The following is an 18,639-nucleotide window of genomic DNA, read 5'->3' on the forward strand; positions in this document are numbered from 1 at the left end:
CCTAAGAATAATTGATTAATAACTTAATCATTCGTTCTTAGGTTTATTTTATTTTCTCGCCATGCTCAATTTCAATTGATCGATCCGCCGTTCCAGTTTTTTGATCAAACCAGCAGGCAAGCCGATGATCTCAGCGGATGCTAAGACAGAAGAGAGCAACTGATATTCAAGTGCTTCTGCATGGATTTTACGATAGATGGTGGCTAGACGTTCGATGTACTCAAAATGAGTATAGCCAGTTTGAATGATCAAAAATTTCAACAAATCAATGGCTTTCTCGTAGTCTTGCTCAGAATAATAAGCCAATGCTTGTCGATAAAGTTTGATTTCAAGTAAATCGAGGGAAGCAGGGCTGTATCGGTTCGTCCATTCATTGACTGACACTTTTTTTTGGATATTACCAGCAGTATCACGGACGAAGATGATTGGGATTTCATTTGGATCCGCCTTTTTATGAATAAATCGTTCCACAGATTCTTGCTCCTTCCATGCGTTGTTAGCTTGAGTATAAGCTATTTTTCTAGGAAATACTAGTTCTTTTCTAAAGTAAGCATTTGTCCGCCCATGGCAGTAAATACTTGCTCAAAGTCATCGATTGGTACCGCACGATTTTTTATGCCATAAGGATCATTGACATAGATTGATTGATCATCGTAGCCAGTTACAACACAGGCATGGACTAATGGCGTGACTTGTACTTCACCGTTTGCAGTCGTCCAAGTCATGAAATCATTTTCTGTCGGCACTTGAAAATCGATCGTGACAGAAGCCCATACAGGTTTTTCTTCTTTTAGTGTATTTTTGATGTCAGTCAAGCTTGCATCCGTTTGCGGTTCGGTATGATAATCGGTTTGCAGGATTTCTTGGGCTAACGTAGCGATTGGTGGAACATAGACACCCATTGCCCAGTCACCGCCCCAGATCTCACCAACGAACCCTTCATTTGGATCGCCATGAGTGCCATCAGCATTGAAAACGGGGACATAATTTAATTGTTCGGCTAATTGATTCTTGGTAGTTTCGTAGCCATAGAAGCGCAACAACATCGATAAGGCGGTTACTTCACAGCCATTCTCTAGTGCAGGTTCATCGAATTGATTTTCAAGAGGTACGTCGAGTAGTACTTGTTTTTCTTCGGTTTTGATTGTCTGCTCTATGTTTTCCTCCGTTATTGATTTTTTATCTTCTAATTGTTTATTTGTAAAGTAAAAGACGCCTGAAATCAACACTAGCACTGCCCCGCCTAGTAGTAATCGTTTTTTACTTTTTTGTTTTGACATGAAAGACTCCCCCAGACTTCTTTCTATTATAATTGTTTTTCTAAAAAAAACTACATGAATCTGCCTGATCAAATGTAAAAAACAAGGAAAAACAGTCCAAAAAACGATTTTTTTATTATGTTTAGCTGTTAAAATTTGTGAAAACGAAAACAGTACGCTATAATGCGGATAGATCAAATAAGAGTTTGATCAAATCACCACTAACGAAACACACAGATAAAACGAAATGATTTTCTGTGGCAAACTGTTTGAGTAGTTTAGGAGGATTTTGATGACGGAAGAAATGATTAATTTAGGAGAACAATATTCATGTAGGCCCATTGGTTTTACCAAATCAGTTGTTGGAGAAGTTGTTTCAAAAATGACGAATTGCGCCGTAGTCAAAGTTGCCCAATGCGCTATAGAAGATCAAGAATTATTAGAAGAAAAAGCTAGCATGGTAGTAGCTAAATATGATACATTTGAATAAGAAGATATGGACATGCAACATCGAATGATCATGTTGCAGGTCCTTTTAAGGTTATGAAACGAGCATTGAACACTAAGGCATAAGATAGAAAAAACGAAAACGCCTATTTCATTTTTGAGTTTTTTGGCTTATGACCGAAGTACTGCTCCTTGAATACCGTTTGTTCAGTTAGAGGGGATATGATTTACCCCCTTTGATTTTCTAGTTTCAAGAGTTGAAAATAAAGGTGTGGATCGATAAGATGGTTTCCTTTTTTACAATAGTTCTTTTTTTATTTGTCATCGTCATGTGCTTATTTCTATGGCTTGTACGACGAGAGATCGTTTATAAAACGGTTCGGAATCGCTGGGTCTATTTAGTTGTTCCGTTCCTTGCTTTACTGGTTTTATGGTATACATTGGTCAGTCAACCAACCACTGATGAGTTAGTGAAAGGCGTCTTGGCTTCTCTTGTGTTATTGAGTTTCTTGTTAGATAGTCGAGGACTTACTACAGATGGGCTAGTTTTGAACAGCTTTGACCATCGTGGAGTGCCATATTCTGAAATCAACAAAGTCGTTCTTTACCAACCAAAAGATTCGAAAGAAGTCAAAATGAATTTTTTCCGGAACGGTTGGCGTGGTCCGTTATTGAAATTTTCTGTCTCATTAGAAGAATTGATTCCTTTTTTAGCAAAACACTTAAATGATGATGCAGAACTTGATATCATGATCGAGCATGAGGATGAATGATCCATTGAAATGACAAAAAGACAGCTCCTTCTTTTAGTAGAAGGAGCTGTCTTTTTGTATTAGTAGAATTAGCCAAACACGCGGAAACGATCAGCATCGTTCATATATTCTTTTTCGCCAGCTGGAGATTCAGGTGAACCAAAGACTAATTGTGCACGTAATTTCCAGTTTGCAGGAATCGACCATTCTTTTGCGACAGCTTCATCGATCACTGGATTGTAATGTTGTAGGTTTGCACCTAAACCTTCTTCGCTTAATGCCACCCAAGTATTGGCTGTAGCAATACCATTTGATTGTTCTGACCAATCAGGGAAGTTATCTGCATATAATGCAAATTGCTCTTGCAAGTTTTTGATCACATCTGTGTCTTTGAAGAACAAGACAGTACCATAACCTTTTTTGAAACTAGCTAATTTGTTTTGAGTATTTGGGAAAGCATCAGCAGGTGTCAGTGGACGTAAAGCTTCTTCTGTCATTTCCCATAATTTTTCATGTGCATCGCCAAATAAGATTACTGCACGTGTTGATTGCGCATTGAAAGCAGTAGGGCTTTCTTTGATTGCTTCTTGGATCAATGTTGTTAATTCTTCATTTGATTGTGATACGTTACGGCCTAGATTATAGATCGAACGGCGGTTTTTTAAGATATTTGTAAATTCAGTCATAGATTAGTTCTCCTTTAATTCGCTTTTCTGCGTTTTTTTTCTTGATGACAAAACGAAGTATATCACCTTACAAAAAGTAAGTAAAACAAAACGCTTAACAAAATGTACGAATAGAAAAAAGATGTTCTTTTACATAAAAAATTCGTTACGATACCGTTTACATACTGAATATACCGACATTTAAGCTTTATGACATAAAGTAGACTATATAATTATTAAAAATAACCTATGTTTTTTCTTATTGTTTTCCCATTAAATTTTTGTTGTATTTATAGAAAATAAGTATATATTTCTTAAATAAATATTTTTACACGGATTTTCGGTAAATATGTGTATTATTTTCTGAAAATTAAAAGAATTGGGGTATGGGAATATGGAAAAACAAGACAAAGGGTTCTTCGGTCAGCCGAAGGGATTGTCTACATTGTTCTTCACAGAGATGTGGGAACGATTCAGTTATTATGGTATGCGTGCCTTACTGATCTATTATATGTACGACACGGTAGCAAATGGAGGCCTTGGTTTACCTCGTGCCACAGCGTTGTCGATCATGTCGATCTATGGTTCGTTGATTTATATGTCGAGTATCGTAGGCGGCTGGTTTTCTGATCGTGTGTTAGGAGCCAAAAAAACCGTCTTTATTGGTGGGGTCTTCATCATGATCGGTCATGTTGTTTTGGCATTGCCGTTTGGTGTCTCTACTTTATTTATCTCGATGGCGTTGATCATCATCGGTACAGCTTTCTTAAAACCAAACGTTTCGGGAATGGTCGGGCATTTATATACGAAAACCGATTTACGAAGAGATGCAGGATTTTCGATCTTTTATATGGGTGTCAATTTAGGCGCATTGCTCGCGCCGTTGATCGTCGGTACGATTGGTCAAGAGTATAACTACCATTTAGGTTTCTCATTAGCCGCTATCGGTATGTTCTTCGGGTTATTGCAATATGTGATCCAAGGACGTAAGACATTGGATGGAGTGGGTATGACACCTCCAAATCCTTTGACACAAGGCGAACGTAAAGGATTTATCCGTAATGTTGTGATCGCTTTGATCGTATTTGCTATTATTTTTGGTGGAGCGCAACTGACTGGACATTTGACGATCGATTTCTTTGTTAATACGATCAGTGTCTTAGGAATCGTTTTACCACTCTATTACTTTATCAAAATGTTGACTTCAAAAGATGTTTCAGTGGAAGAAAAACCACGTGTATGGGCATATATCCCATTATTCTTAGCAGCAATCATCTTTTGGTCATTGCAAGAACAAGGGTCATCGATCCTTGCCCTATTTGCAAGTGAACGAACACAATCGACCTTGATGGGTGTTCCGATCCAAGCAAGTTGGTATCAATCATTGAACCCGATCTTCATCTTTATTTTGACACCTGTGTTCGTTACTTTATGGACTCGTTTAGGTAAACGTCAACCATCAACTGTAGTGAAATTCTCTCTAGGGTTGTTATTTGCCGGATTGTCTTACCTATTACTGATGTTGCCAGGAATGTTATATGGAACAGCTGGAAAAGTCAGCCCACTTTGGCTGATCGGTAGCTTTTTCATCATCGTGATTGCTGAACTTTGCTTATCACCTGTCGGCCTATCAGTGACGACGAAATTGGCGCCTAGAGCCTTCGAATCGCAAACGATTGCGATCTGGTTCTTAGCAGATGCTTCTTCCCAAGCCATCAATGCACAAATCGCACGGTTCTATACACCAGGTACTGAATCTGCCTACTTTGGTATCATCGGCGTCGTTGCAATCGTCGGTGCAGTGATTTTATTTGCAATCAAAGAGCCAATCAAAAAATTAATGGGGTCGATCCACTGATTGGATCTACATCATTTGTCGGAGAGGACAGTCGTCCTGCTCCGGCTTTTTTATTTCCAAAATTTAAACGATAATAGAACAAATGTTCAGCTATCTTTGTTATAATGAAGAGGTATATCAACCAGGAAAAGGAGGCAATAAGGTGTCGTTACAATTTATCTTAGGGAATGGTCAAAAAGACCACCGCAAAGCACTGATCGATGAAGCCGCCGCTTGGCTTGACAAAGATGAAGACAATCAAGTATTTTTCCTTGTACCTAACTATAATAAATTTGAACAAGAGCAAGAATTACTCGCTGAGATGCGTAAAAAAAGCGGAAAAAGCTCATTTAGCACAACCAACATGCAAGTATTCAGTTTCTATCGTTTGGCTTGGTACTTATTGCAACAAACTACGTTGCTGACAGGTAGTGAATTGACCGAATCTGGTTCAGCGATGATCCTCCGCCAAATTTTAGAAAAAAAACAAGAAGAACTGACGATATTTCGAGGAGAAATCCGCAAAAAAGGGTTTATCCGTCAGTTACAAGAGCTATATAGCGAACTACAAGTCGGAAAAATTTCCCCTGTTGATCTGTTAACTTCTGTGACAGGAGAATCTCCAAAAGAAGAAGACCGACAATTGAAAATGAAGGATCTACAACTGATTTTCTCTGCATTTGAAGAAGAATTAGTCCAACGCGCCCTACAATCTGAAGATGCGCTGACGGTGTTAGCGAATTATATGGCGACGCAGGATTATCATAAGATCAAGTTCTTAGTGAGTGGTTTTGCCCGGATCAATGCCCAAGAATACCAGTTGCTGCAAAAAATGATGGAAAAAGGACATCTAGTGGTCGATTTGCTATTGGATCGTCCCTACAAATCTGATCTACCCGATCCGTTGACCTTGTTCTTCAATACAGGAAAGATCTATTTCCAACTTCTCAACGCAGCAAGAGAATTGAATGTTCCTGTGGCTGTCGATCATTATGCACCGAATCGAGAACACCAAAACGAACTTCAAACATTACAACAAATGTGGGAAGAAACATCTAGCCAGCAGAAAAGCCAACCTGTGAAACTTGGCGCGCAAGAGACATTACATCTGTGGGAGGCAGAGAATCCAACGGAAGAAGTTCGCCAATTAGCGGTGGAGATCCGTCGTTTGGTCAGTCAAGAAGGATTTCGCTATCGAGATATCCAAGTATTGACGAAGGATATGACACTGTATGGCAATTTATTGCGACCAATTTTCCAAGAGATGGCGATCCCTTTTTATCTGGATGAAGAGCAACTGATGGAAAACCATCCATTGATCGAATGGATCAACAGTTTGTTTGCTTTGGATCGTTATCAATATCGCCTAAACGACATCATGCGTTTCTTCAAGACGGAGTTGACGATCGGTCGGACAGATGAAGAGCTCGATCTGGCTACTTGGGAAGCTACTAGAAATCAATTCCGCACGAATTTAGATATCACGGAAAACGTAGCACTAGCGTACAACTACCAAGGGAAGTATTGGCTTCGCGAAAAAGATTGGCAATTTGTTGCCTATGATTTTGAAGCAGAACAGCTAGAAGACGTCAAACAACTAGAAGAGCAATCAAATACGATCAGGAGACTTTTTCGCGACATGGTGCCGGTGTTTTTGAAGAACATCAAAAAATGCCAAACAGGGCAAGAAGCAGTCACTTTGTTTTATTGCTTCTTGATCGAAAGCGGCGTACAACAACAATTGCTTTTTTGGCGAGACCAAGAAGTGGCGCGTGGCGGGTTAGCTGCGGCTAGAAACCATGAACAAACTTGGGGTGCTTTGATGGATCTTCTGGACGAGTATTCATTGATCTACGGAGAAACAGCATTCGATTGGTCATTATTTCAAGAGATCATCACGAGTGGTCTAGAAAATCTCAGCTATGGGAAGATCCCTACAGCAATCGATCAGGTGAGGATCAACCGGTTGGAACTTGTACGTGCCAATCAAGCAAAAGTAACATTTGCGGTCGGCTTGAATGACCAAGTGTTTCCAGATCGCCATGAAACTAAAGGTTTATTATCGAGTGAAGAACGTGAAGCGTTGAATCAAGGGTTAGGCGAGGATCAGTTTTTATTCGATCCAGCAAAAGAAAGTATGTCTTTCGAACCTTTCCAAGCGTATTTAGTGTTTGTTTCGGGAACGGAACGTTTGTACTTGAGCTACGCGCAGAGCTATGATACCAATCGGTTAAAAATGTCTCCGTATTTGAAACGAGTCGTTGACTATCTAGGTGTTCCAGTCGAGCCAAAATGCCAGTTGCAATTGACGAGTAAGCCAGATTGTTACGTTGGCACTTACCGTAGTGGGATCAATACGATCAATCGGGTCTATCGTTTAGCGAAAGAAGCCAAACAAGCAGTACCACTTTATTGGCAACAACTAAAAGAGTTAGTTCTGCGTTCGGATCAACGAAATTTTGCATTGACGATTTTTGAAAGTCAAGATCATCTAAATGTACCAGTTTCCTTATCAGAAGAAATGGCAGAAGCTCTTTATGGCAAAGAAATCTATACGTCGATCTCACGCATGGAAAACTTTTATAACTGTGAATATAAATACTTTGTCCAGTTTGGTTTGAAGCTGAAAGAACGTAATATCTATGGACTGACACCAGCTGCCACTGGAGACTTTTATCATGAATCATTGGATCGCTTCTTCAAATTGCTGTTCTCGAATCAACTGTCACTTGTGGCGATGTCGGAGAAGGAACGACAAGAATTTACTGAAAAAGTCTTACAAGAAGTATTTGGTGAATTACGCTTTGAGATTTTAGATAGCTCTGCCCGCATGAACTATATTCGTTACCAATTAGGGCAAACGATCCAAAAAGTGGCTTGGGCGTTACAAAAACAAAGCAAGAATACGGGCATGAAGCCATTACAGACCGAGATTTTATTTGGTCAGATCGCTGGTGCACGAGGGATACCAGGTTTGGAAATACCTTTAGACAAAGGCGGAAAACTCCACGTTCGCGGAAAAATCGATCGCATCGATGTGGCAACTGAACAAAGTGATACATGGTTAAGTGTAGTCGATTATAAATCAAGTGGTCGTTCGTTTGATGTGACTGAAGCTTACTACGGCATGGCGATGCAACTATTGACATATCTTGATGTGGCATTGATGGATGCTGTACGATTGACTGGGAAAGCTGCAGTCAAACCAGCAGGCTCTTATTACTTGCATGTGCATAATCCAGTCTTGACGGATACGACAGACGTCGAGAAGAATACCTTGAAGAAATTCAGCTATGACGGTGTTTTTGTCGATGATCCTGGTCTGTTAGAAGTGCTCGATCATTCATTGGAAGCAAAAGAAAGTTCGTTGATCTATCCGGTGAAGAAAAACGCCAAAGACGAGTTGCAAAAGGGCAGTTATAGTAAAGAGAAATTCTATACAGAAGAAGAACTTCAATTATTCATGAACCATAATCGTGAGAATATGCGTTTAGCTGGGGAAGCGATCACCTCAGGGGAGATCAAACTGAATCCCGCTTACAAAGACAAACAACGGATTGCTTGTGAGCATTGTCCGTTCAGAAGTATTTGTACGTTTGATGTCATGCTCAAAGAAAATAATTATCATCGTTTAGAAAAACTGGATAAAGATGAAGCATTGCGCAGAATACTAAAAAGGAGTGAAGACGAGTGACATCAATTCCTTTAAAACCGGAAAATGAACGTTTTACCGATGAACAATGGCAAGCGATTTTTGACCAAGGCGACAACCTACTTGTTTCGGCTTCCGCTGGCTCAGGTAAGACGACTGTGTTAGTCCGCCGAGTGATCGAAAAGTTAAAAATGGGTGTCAATATCGACGAGTTGCTGATCGTGACGTTTACAGAAGCGGCAGCAAGAGAAATGAAGGAACGGATCCAAGTAGCCTTGCAAGAAGCAGTGAATAGTGAAAGTGATCCGGTCTGGCAAAAACATTTTACGAAACAGCTCGTTTTACTACCCACCGCCAATATCTCGACACTCCATGCGTTTTGTTTAACGGTGATCCGTAAATATTACTATTTGATCGATATCGATCCAGTCTTTCGGATGTTGACGGATGAAACGGAAACGATCTTGATGAAAGAAGATGTCTGGGATGAGATCAGAGAACAACTTTATGCAGAAAATCGCGAAGCTTTTTTTCAGCTGACGATGAACTTTTCAAATGATCGCTCAGACGATGGTTTGACTAACCTCGTGTTTTCTCTCTATGATTTTGCCAGAGCGAACCCTGATCCGTTGGCTTGGTTGAATCGTTTACCAGAAGCATATCGGCTAGAAGAGGGATTAGCAGCTTCTGCATTGTACCAAGAACAGATCCGACCGCTCGTCTTGGCTGATTTACTTCATTGTACGCAGCTATACGAAGAAATGGTCGTTTTGGCACAAGAAGAAGGACTTGAAAAAATGTTTGATCAAGTCTCACAAGAACAAGCGAGTATCCAACAAATCTATGAACGTTTCCTGAGTGATGAGTTGGACGAAGCTTACCAAGCTTTAGAAAACCTGACGTTTTCGACCTTCAAAAGTAGTCGGAAAGCAGAGTTGAAAGAGCGTTCTGCTGAAGTAAAAACCTTGAGAGACCGTGCCAAAAAAATCTTACAACAAATTGGCAAAAACTACTTCCCGGTTTCACCTGCACAAATTGAAGAGTTGAGTCAAAAAGCGTTCCCCCTCGTGGAACAAATGACCGAAGTCACTAAGCTTTTCATGGAAGGCTTCAGTGCGCGCAAACGTGAAAAAGGCGTACTAGATTTCAATGATCTGGAACACTTGGCGTTACAAATATTGACGAAACAAACAGAGGAAGAGTGGCTACCAAGCGAAGCATCGGTTTATTATCGCAGAAAGTTTAAAGAAGTCATGGTCGACGAGTACCAAGATGTCAATCAATTGCAAGAAGAATTGCTCTATTGGGTCAGAGAGCCAGATGAAGAGAGAGGCAATCTCTTTATGGTGGGAGATGTCAAACAGTCGATTTACTCCTTTCGTTTAGCAGATCCAACTCTATTTATCAATAAATATGAGAAATTCTCGGAAGAAAAAGGGGGACGACGAATCGTCTTAGCTGAGAATTTCCGTTCAAGGCAGGAAGTCTTAACATTTACCAACTTGATTTTTGAGCAGTTGATGGACCCAACAGTTGGACAAATCGCTTATGATGAAGCGGCTCGGCTGGTTCTAGGTTTTTCTGGGTTTCCAGAAAATGAACGATTTGCACCAGAAGTCTTGATCTATGAAAAGGAACAAGAAACGACAGAAATCGAGTTGCCGATGGACGATATGTTGGAAGACAAAACAGAAGGGGAACTCTTGATGACTGGTTTGAAAATCCGTGAATTGATCGATTCAAAATTCATGATCTACGACAAAAAAAGTCAAGAAGAGCGCCCGATCGAATTCAAAGATATCGTGTTATTGACACCAACGAAGAAAAATAATTTGACGATTTTAGAAGTATTCAAAACGTTTGATATTCCGTTGGAACTCAATGATGCCCAAAATTATTTCCAAGCGACAGAAATCAGGATCATGATTTCATTGCTCCAATTGATTGACAACCCTTATCAGGATATCCCATTAGCTTCAGTGTTACGTTCACCAGTCGTGGGCTTGATCGAACCAGAGTTAGCACGTATCCGATTAGCCGATAAGGCGCATACTTACTATGATGCAGTCTTAGCTTATCAAAATAATAACCAAGATGAATTAGCGGCTAAATTGCTTCATTTCAATGAGCAACTGGAACAATGGCGAGAGTTAGCGCGGCGTTCTTCGATCACGGACTTATTATGGGAAATCTATTACCAAACAGGGTATTTAGAATATGTCGTTGGGTTGCCAGCTGGTGCACAACGTCAAGCGAATCTGTATGCGTTAGTGGATCGTGCCAAAGCTTATGAACAAAGCTCGTTTCGTGGTCTCTATCAGTTTGTACGATTTATTGAGAAAATGCAGGAGAAAGACAAAGACTTGGCGGAACCAGTGATTGCTTCTAGTGACAATGCCGTTCGTGTCATGACTATCCATGCAAGTAAAGGATTAGAGTTCCCCATCGTTTTCTTATTAGATATGACGAAGCAATTCAATCTGCAAGACTTGAAAAACCGTTATGCCTTCGAAGAAAAACTAGGTGCGGGCGTGCGCTACATGGAGCCAGACACGCGGGTCTTGTTTGATACATTGCCTTATCAAGCCATCAAATTAGCCAAACAGAAGAAATTGCTTTCCGAAGAAATGCGTAAATTATACGTAGGACTGACTAGAGCAGAGCAAAAATTGTTTATTGTTGGTTCGTACAAAAGCAAAGAAGACACGTTCAAAGCCTGGTCAGAAGCAAGTGAGCAAACGGATGTAGTGTTAGATCCTGTGATTCGCCTGAAAAGTTCGAGTAGCTTGATGAATTGGATCGGTTACAGCTTGATCCGTCATCCTAAAATGACCGAATATTTTCCAGAAGTCACGCCTTTACCACAACTGAAAAATTCACCGGGAGATTTTACGATCACCTGGATGGATCAACAAGAGATTTTAACCCAACGCCAAGCATTGACAGTCAAAGGAGAGCAAGCAGAAGAGCAAAAAGGAGATCTAACCCCATTAACGACTGAACTACAAGCACGTTTAGCCTTCAGTTATCCTTATGAGGCTTCTGCACAAACAACGAGTTATCAATCAGTTTCTGAGATCAAACGATTGTTTGAAGATCCAGACGACTCTCCAGAGGCACGTTTGACTTGGGAAAGCAGTGATAAAAAAGCCTTTGCTCAGCCTTTCAGGTATACGCAAGACCAATTAGCTGAACCACGCTTTGTACAAAAAGAGCGCAAAGTTTCTGCCACAGCTGTTGGGACAGCAACACATTTTCTGTTACAAGTCCTACCATTGGAACAGTTGACGAAAGAAAGCATCGAAAAAGAACTGACGACCCTCGTCAAAAAACGTTTAGTCGATGAACAAGTAGCGAAACGTGTGCCAATTGATTCCATCTTATGGTTTTATGAATCTACCCTTGGCCGATCACTGATCGAACATCCAGAAAAAGTGAAACGCGAACAACCATTTTCAATGCTTCTACAAGCAGAAAAGGTATTCGATCACTACCCGAATGAAGACGATGAATTATTGATCCATGGGATCGTCGATGGATATCTTGATTTTGGGGAGTATGTGCAGCTTTATGATTTCAAGACTGATTTTATTTTACATCCTGAAAACCCAGAGGAAATCACTAAGGTCATCAGCAAATACCGCGGGCAATTGAACTTATACCAACGGGCATTGAGTGAAGCGTTGAATAAACCCGTTCAAGATGTCTTTTTGGTTTTGTTACAGGCGAAGAAAATAATAAATCTTAATAAAGAATAAGAAGTGAGCAAACTGGACTTACACTTTGTAAGTAATATGCTATACTCATGAAAAGAGGTGAGTAAGATGGAGCTAACACAGACAGAATTCATTCTGTGTCCCAAATTTGAAAAAACATTCTCGATTTTAGGGAAAAAATGGAATGGATTGATTATCGATGTATTACTCGAAAATGGTCCGCAGCGCTTTGTTGATCTCTCTGCAAAAATCCCGATGGTCAGTGACCGTGTCTTGGTCGAACGATTAAAAGAGCTTGAAAAAGAAAAGATCGTTACCCGTAATTTTTCGTGTAATGAATCCAGTCGTTCAGAATATATGCTGACAGAAAAAGGGGCAGATCTACAAAAAGCGATGGTCCAGTTGCAGCTTTGGAGTGAGAAATGGGTCACACCCGAAGAATGCAGTTGATTTTGCATCAAAAATCTTGTACACTAGTTTTTAGTTGAATAGACAAAAAGAATGTTGACGAAAAAGAGTAGTTTGGCTAAACCAGTATAGGGAGATCTGTCATGGACTGAAAGCAGATCCTGTGTTTGAAAAATGAAGTTCACTTTCCGAGTTCGTCTGAGAGATTTTTCAGACCGGCAGTATGTCTGTCGTTATTAAAATGAGTGTACGATCTCGTTGGGATCGTAAATTAGGATGGTAACGCGAAGACCTCGTTCCTTGATAGGAATGAGGTCTTTTTTGTAGTTGAATTTAAAGGAGGAAATCGCATGTCTTTACAAGCACAACTCGAAAGCTTGAAAGAAGCAACGATCGTCAAGATCAAGCAGGCGCAGGATTTGAAAGAACTAAATCAAATTCGTGTCGAAACATTAGGGAAAAAAGGACCGATCACTGAGGTCTTACGTGGAATGAAAGATCTAAGTGCCGAAGAGCGCCCGAAAGTGGGAAGCTTTGCCAATGAGATCCGTGATCTATTGACACAAGAAATCGAAGAAAGAAAAGCAGTCTTGGAAACCGCTGCAATGAATGAAGCATTAGAAAAAGAAACCATCGATGTAACGCTTCCAGGTAGCTCAGTCAAACAAGGTACACGCCATATCTTGACGCAGATCATGGAAGAAATCGAAGATATTTTTATCGGTATGGGGTATCAAATCGTTGAAGGATATGAAGTCGAGTCAGACCACTATAACTTTGAACGAATGAATTTACCAAAAGACCATCCGGCACGTGATATGCAAGATACTTTTTATATCTCAGAAGAAATCTTGATCCGTACGCATACGTCGCCTGTGCAAGCACGTACCATGGAAAAACATGATTTTTCAAAAGGTGCGCTACGCATGATCTCACCAGGAAAAGTTTTCCGACGTGATACTGATGATGCAACACACAGCCATCAATTCCATCAAATCGAAGGATTGGTGATCGACAAGAACGTGACGATGGGTGATCTAAAAGGAACACTTGAAGTCGTGATGAAGAAAATGTTTGGTGAAGATCGCCAGATCCGTTTACGCCCAAGCTACTTCCCATTTACAGAACCATCTGTTGAAGTCGATGTCAGCTGTTTCAAATGCGGTGGTTCAGGCTGTAACGTCTGCAAACACACAGGTTGGATCGAGATCTTAGGTGCTGGTATGGTTCATCCAAATGTCTTGGAAATGTCAGGGATCGATCCTGAAGAATACTCCGGATTTGCTTTTGGACTTGGCCCAGATCGTGTCGCAATGTTACGTTATGGGGTCAACGATATTCGTAATTTCTATCAAAATGACTTGCGCTTCTTAAGTCAGTTCAAGGGGGAGTAAAAGAATGTTAGTATCATATAAATGGCTGAATCAATACGTTGATTTATCAAATGTGACACCGCAAGAACTTGCAGACAAAATGTCAGTCACAGGAATCGAAGTCGAAGGTGTAACTGTACCTGAAGAAGGCTTGAAGAAAATCGTTGTCGGAGAAGTGAAGGAATGTATTCCACATCCTGATTCGGATCATCTATCGATCTGTCAAGTCGACATCGGCGAAGAAGAATTATCACAAATCGTTTGTGGCGCACCAAATGTCAAAGCAGGAATCAAAGTCATCGTGGCTTTACCAAATTCACGGATTGCGGGCAATGTCAAAATCAAAAAAGGCAAGATGCGTGGACAAGTCTCGAATGGGATGATCTGTGCCTTACAAGAAATCGGTTATTCTGACAGTGTCGTACCGAAAGAATATTCAGAAGGCATCTACTATTTGCCACAAGAAGCGGTCAATGGAGAACCAGTCTTTTCTTATCTAGATATGGACGATGCTATCATCGAACTATCGATCACACCTAACCGTGCCGACGCATTATCAATGAGAGGTGTGGCATATGAAGTTGGCGCGATCTACCGCCAAAAACCAACATTCAATGATGAAAAGTTAGTAGAAGTTGAACGTAAAGCTTCAGAGAAAATTGCGGTAAAAGTAGAAGATGAAGAATTGGTACCAGCATACCAAATCCGCATCATTGAAAACGTCAAGATCCAACCGAGTCCACAATGGTTACAAAATATCTTGATGAATGAAGGAATCCGACCAATCAATAACGTCGTTGATATCACAAACTATATCTTATTATTGTTCGGTCAACCGTTACATGCATTCGACTATGATAAGTTAGGTTCAGAAGAAATCGTGGTGCGTCATGCAGCAGAAGAAGAGAACATCGTGACGTTAGATGGCGAAACGCGTTCATTGACTTCAGAAGACTTGGTCATCACAAATGGACAAGTGCCAGTGGCTTTAGCTGGAGTAATGGGCGGACAAGACTCAGAGATTACGGAAACAACGACAACCGTTGCGTTAGAATCCGCTTTATTCGATCCCATCTTGATTCGCCGCACAGCCAAACGTTTCAATTTACGTAGTGAATCATCTGCGCGCTTTGAAAAAGGCATCAATAAAGGAACCGTCGGCGAAGCAAGCGATGTTGCAGCAGCGATGATCGTTGCTTTAGCAGGAGGAGAAGTGTTACAAGGAGCGGTCAAAGGTTCTGAGTATCAAGCAAAAGAAGTCGAAGTACAGATCACATTGAAGCGCATCAACCAGTACCTTGGCACAATCTTAAATGTCGCTGAAGTAAGTGAGATCTTTGAAGCATTAGGATTCGGCTATCACCTCGATGGAGAAACTTATACTGTTGTTGTACCTCCAAGACGTTGGGATATCCAGATCGAAGCAGACATCATCGAAGAAGTGGCACGTATTTATGGGTATGATCGTTTACCTTCAACGTTACCAAGCGGCGAAACAGTTGCAGGTAGTTTGACACAAGAACAAGCGACAACACGAAAGATCCGTACATTACTTGAAGGCAGTGGTCTAACTGAAGCCATTAGTTATGCACTGACAACGGAAGATAAATCACGTCAATTCGCTTTGAAAGAAACAGCCATCACTCGCTTGGATTGGCCGATGAGTGAAGACCGTTCTGTCTTACGTATGAACTTGATCAGTGGTCTTTTGGATAACGTCCAATATAACACGGCACGTAAAAATTCAGATGTCGCATTTTATGAAGTAGGTCGCGTCTTCTATCAAGAAAACGATCCATTGACTCATCTACCACAAGAAGTCACTCACGTAGCTCTTGCGGTGTCTGGCACATGGGAAGAGAAGAGTTGGCAAAGTAAGCCACAAGCGGTTGATTTCTTTACAGTAAAAGGAATATTAGAAAATGTATTCGAACAACTTTCCATCAATGAGGAAATCACTTATCAAGCGTTGACAACGATCGATGAACTTCACCCAGGTCGGACGGCGGCCATTTATTTAGGTGAAACAATGATCGGGTTTGTTGGCCAAGTGCATCCTATGACTGCTAAAGCTTACGATATTCCAGAAACTTATGTGGCAGAGTTTGATTTAGCCACAGTTGTGGAAGCATCACAAAAAGGCATCACTTTCCGACCAGTCACAAAATTCCCAAGTGTGACGCGTGACATTGCGATGTTAGTAGCTGAACAAGTGACGAATCAAGAAATCGTTCGCACAATCCAAGCAGCTGCTGGCCGATTCTTGACAAATGTCGAACTATTCGATGTCTACCAAGGAGCAAATATTGAAGCAGGGCATAGATCAGTCGCCTATACGTTAAGCTTTGAAAATCCCGAAGCAACGTTGACAGATGAAGAAATCAACCAAGCAATGAGCAAGGTTGAAAAGGCGTTGACAGAAACAGTTGATGCAAGTATTCGTTAAACCTTAATAATAGAAGAAAAAACTGGGACAAAAATCATTCAATGATTTTTGTTCCAGCTTTTTTGTGTGATTACTGATTGAAATAATTGATGCCCATTGCCGCTTTCACTTCAGAAAGTGTGGCTGCCGCAACTTTAGCCGCTTCTTCACTACCATGACGTAAGATATCCATCACGGCTTGTGGGTCCTTCGCCAATTCTTCACGACGTGCGCGGATCGGTGCGAACTCTGCTTCTAATACGTCGATCAAGTAACGCTTGATTTTCACGTCACCGAGTCCACCACGACGATAGTGGGCTTTCATCTCTTCGATTGCTTCTTTGTCTGTACCAAAAACATCTAAGTACGTAAAGACCATATTGCCTTCGACTTGTCCTGGATCTTGGACATGGATGTGATTTGGATCAGTATACATACTCATCACTTTTTTCTGTAAAACATCCGCAGGGTCAGAAATGTAGATGCCATTTCCTAATGATTTACTCATTTTTCCGTTACCATCGATCCCAGGTAAACGACCCATTCCTTTAGGAGGGAAGACGGCTTTCGGTTCAACTAGTACTTCTCCATAAGTGTGATTGAAACTTTGGACGATCTCTTGCGTTTGTTCCAACATTGGTTTTTGGTCTTCACCAACTGGCACTAGATTTGCTTTGAACGCAGTGATGTCAGCAGCTTGTGAGACAGGGTAGATAAAGAAGCCTGTTGGGACACTTTCGCCAAATTTCTTTTGCTCGATCTCCGTTTTAACAGTCGGGTTACGACGCACACGACCAATACTTACTAAGTTTAAGTAATACATTGTCAACTCAGCTAATTCAGGGATTTGCGACTGGATAAACAATGTTGATTTGGCAGGATCTAAACCAACCGATAAGTAATCTAAAGCAACTTCTAATACATTGGAAGACACTTTTTCAGGGTCTTTCGCATTGTCAGTCAAGGCTTGCATATCTGCGATCATTACGAACAACTGATTGTTCTCATCCGCTTGCATTTCTACACGTTTTTTCAAAGACCCGACATAATGGCCTAAGTGTAGTTTGCCAGTAGGACGGTCTCCTGTTAAAATAATATTTTTCAAAAAAGAACACCTCTTTGTAATTTCTAAGACTAATACTTAATATCTTACCGTTTTTTTGCAGAATTAACAACAGGATAAACCGAAAATCATTGAAAAAATCAGTCAGGAAATCGTTATTTATACAAATGGTAAAAGAAAACGGACAAAGGAATTTTCTTGGAAACTTTACAAGTTGCTTCGCTTTCGGATATAATGTGTTCTATTATATATCTTTAAATGAAATCTTACTAAATAATAATGGGAGTGTAATGTTATGACAATGATTAAATTTGATAGCGTGGAAAAGTATTACGGCAAATTCCATGCGTTGAAAAACATCAATCTTGAGTTTGAAAAAGGGGAAGTTGTCGTTGTCATTGGTCCATCAGGATCAGGAAAAAGTACGATGCTTCGCTGTATCAATGGCTTAGAAACAATCACTTCAGGAAAGCTTTTGATCAATGATGTCGATATTCGCGATAAAAACACAAAATTGACGGAGATTAGAAAAAATGTCGGAATGGTCTTTCAACATTTTAATCTTTACCCCAATAAAACAGTTTTAGAAAACATCACATTAGCACCAATCAAAGTATTAAAACAAGATGAGGCAACTGCTGTAAAAAATGCGGAAAAGTTTTTAAAGACAGTCAATATGCTAGATAAAAAAGATTCCTATCCTTCCATGTTATCTGGTGGACAACAACAGCGTGTAGCGATTGCTCGCGGCTTAGCGATGAATCCCGAAATGCTGTTATTTGACGAGCCAACATCTGCCTTGGACCCAGAGATGATCGGTGATGTATTGGACGTAATGAAAAAATTGGCAAGAGATGGCATGTCAATGATCGTGGTCACACACGAAATGGGCTTTGCGAAAGAAGTGGCAGACCGTGTCATTTTTATGGCGGACGGACAAGTATTAGAAGATAGTCGCGATGTACGCAATTTCTTCGATGATCCAAAAGAGGAACGTGCAAAACAATTTATCAGTAAAGTAATCAATCATTGATAGGAGGAA

At 40.5% G+C, this 18,639-nt stretch carries 13 protein-coding genes; 9 read left to right on the forward strand and 4 right to left on the reverse strand.

All coding sequences use genetic code 11. The features are described 5' to 3' along the window. Positions 1 to 48: 48 nt before the first annotated feature. On the reverse strand, positions 49 to 471 hold the full coding sequence (locus IGK01_RS06055; RefSeq protein ID WP_066026276.1) for a hypothetical protein: 423 nt from the start codon (positions 469 to 471) through the stop codon (positions 49 to 51). A 59-nt stretch (positions 472 to 530) separates the two neighbouring features. Next, positions 531 to 1,280, reverse strand: a complete 750-nt coding sequence (locus tag IGK01_RS06060; RefSeq protein WP_153830407.1) for a C39 family peptidase — start codon at positions 1,278 to 1,280, stop codon at positions 531 to 533. 271 nt (positions 1,281 to 1,551) lie between these two features. Between IGK01_RS06060 and IGK01_RS06065 the strand changes: the two genes are divergently transcribed. Both IGK01_RS06065 and IGK01_RS06070 read left to right on the forward strand, forming a co-directional pair. Then, positions 1,552 to 1,749, forward strand: a complete 198-nt coding sequence (locus IGK01_RS06065) for a hypothetical protein (RefSeq protein WP_010735604.1) — start codon at positions 1,552 to 1,554, stop codon at positions 1,747 to 1,749. Positions 1,750 to 1,990: 241 nt separating this feature from the next. Next, entirely contained in the window at positions 1,991 to 2,479 is a 489-nt protein-coding gene (locus tag IGK01_RS06070) for a hypothetical protein (RefSeq protein ID WP_010735603.1), read from the forward strand. A gap of 68 nt (positions 2,480 to 2,547) precedes the next feature. On the opposite strand, the gene IGK01_RS06075 is transcribed toward IGK01_RS06070, so the two are convergent. Then, positions 2,548 to 3,144, reverse strand: coding sequence for a nitroreductase family protein (locus tag IGK01_RS06075; protein WP_438840564.1), 597 nt, complete (start codon positions 3,142 to 3,144; stop codon positions 2,548 to 2,550). Between the two features lie 373 nt (positions 3,145 to 3,517). On the opposite strand from IGK01_RS06075, the gene IGK01_RS06080 reads away from it, so the two are divergent. From IGK01_RS06080 to pheT, 6 genes are all read left to right on the forward strand, one after another. Next, positions 3,518 to 4,981 carry a peptide MFS transporter gene (locus tag IGK01_RS06080; protein WP_010735601.1) on the forward strand — a complete coding sequence of 488 codons (1,464 nt, stop codon included), beginning with the start codon at positions 3,518 to 3,520 and terminating at the stop codon, positions 4,979 to 4,981. A gap of 142 nt (positions 4,982 to 5,123) precedes the next feature. Then, on the forward strand, positions 5,124 to 8,654 hold the full coding sequence (locus tag IGK01_RS06085; protein WP_438840565.1) for a PD-(D/E)XK nuclease family protein: 3,531 nt from the start codon (positions 5,124 to 5,126) through the stop codon (positions 8,652 to 8,654). Then, positions 8,651 to 12,370, forward strand: a complete 3,720-nt coding sequence (gene addA, locus IGK01_RS06090) for a helicase-exonuclease AddAB subunit AddA (protein WP_438840566.1) — start codon at positions 8,651 to 8,653, stop codon at positions 12,368 to 12,370. The genes IGK01_RS06085 and addA overlap by 4 nt, the downstream gene beginning before the upstream one ends. A 66-nt stretch (positions 12,371 to 12,436) precedes the next feature. Beyond that, complete coding sequence (locus IGK01_RS06095) at positions 12,437 to 12,778, forward strand: winged helix-turn-helix transcriptional regulator (RefSeq protein WP_019724054.1); 342 nt, start codon at positions 12,437 to 12,439, stop codon at positions 12,776 to 12,778. A 308-nt stretch (positions 12,779 to 13,086) separates the two neighbouring features. After that, a complete protein-coding gene (gene pheS / locus IGK01_RS06100; protein WP_010735597.1) occupies positions 13,087 to 14,130 on the forward strand; it encodes a phenylalanine--tRNA ligase subunit alpha in 1,044 nt (347 codons plus the stop codon). A 4-nt stretch (positions 14,131 to 14,134) separates the two neighbouring features. After that, a complete protein-coding gene (gene pheT / locus IGK01_RS06105; protein WP_438770686.1) occupies positions 14,135 to 16,555 on the forward strand; it encodes a phenylalanine--tRNA ligase subunit beta in 2,421 nt (806 codons plus the stop codon). A gap of 70 nt (positions 16,556 to 16,625) precedes the next feature. Here the strand turns inward: pheT and trpS are convergent, their stop codons facing one another. Beyond that, the gene (trpS, locus tag IGK01_RS06110; protein WP_062805322.1) at positions 16,626 to 17,639 is read right to left on the reverse strand and encodes a tryptophan--tRNA ligase; all 1,014 of its coding nucleotides are present in this window, start codon (positions 17,637 to 17,639) and stop codon (positions 16,626 to 16,628) included. 253 nt (positions 17,640 to 17,892) lie between these two features. Between trpS and IGK01_RS06115 the strand changes: the two genes are divergently transcribed. Next, on the forward strand, positions 17,893 to 18,630 hold the full coding sequence (locus IGK01_RS06115; protein ID WP_010735594.1) for an amino acid ABC transporter ATP-binding protein: 738 nt from the start codon (positions 17,893 to 17,895) through the stop codon (positions 18,628 to 18,630). Positions 18,631 to 18,639: the final 9 nt, after the last annotated feature.

The organism is Enterococcus sp. AZ080 (assembly GCF_051714945.1).
Classification (GTDB): domain Bacteria; phylum Bacillota; class Bacilli; order Lactobacillales; family Enterococcaceae; genus Enterococcus_B; species Enterococcus_B pernyi.

Coding starts and splice junctions, on each gene's coding strand:
- IGK01_RS06070 (WP_010735603.1), top strand. CDS start 1,991: ATGGTTTCCTTTTTTACAATAGTTCTTTTTTTATTTGTCATCGTCATG.
- IGK01_RS06115 (WP_010735594.1), top strand. CDS start 17,893: ATGACAATGATTAAATTTGATAGCGTGGAAAAGTATTACGGCAAATTC.
- IGK01_RS06060 (WP_153830407.1), bottom strand. CDS start 1,280: ATGTCAAAACAAAAAAGTAAAAAACGATTACTACTAGGCGGGGCAGTG.
- IGK01_RS06065 (WP_010735604.1), top strand. CDS start 1,552: ATGACGGAAGAAATGATTAATTTAGGAGAACAATATTCATGTAGGCCC.
- IGK01_RS06095 (WP_019724054.1), top strand. CDS start 12,437: ATGGAGCTAACACAGACAGAATTCATTCTGTGTCCCAAATTTGAAAAA.
- pheT (WP_438770686.1), top strand. CDS start 14,135: ATGTTAGTATCATATAAATGGCTGAATCAATACGTTGATTTATCAAAT.
- IGK01_RS06075 (WP_438840564.1), bottom strand. CDS start 3,144: ATGACTGAATTTACAAATATCTTAAAAAACCGCCGTTCGATCTATAAT.
- IGK01_RS06080 (WP_010735601.1), top strand. CDS start 3,518: ATGGAAAAACAAGACAAAGGGTTCTTCGGTCAGCCGAAGGGATTGTCT.
- pheS (WP_010735597.1), top strand. CDS start 13,087: ATGTCTTTACAAGCACAACTCGAAAGCTTGAAAGAAGCAACGATCGTC.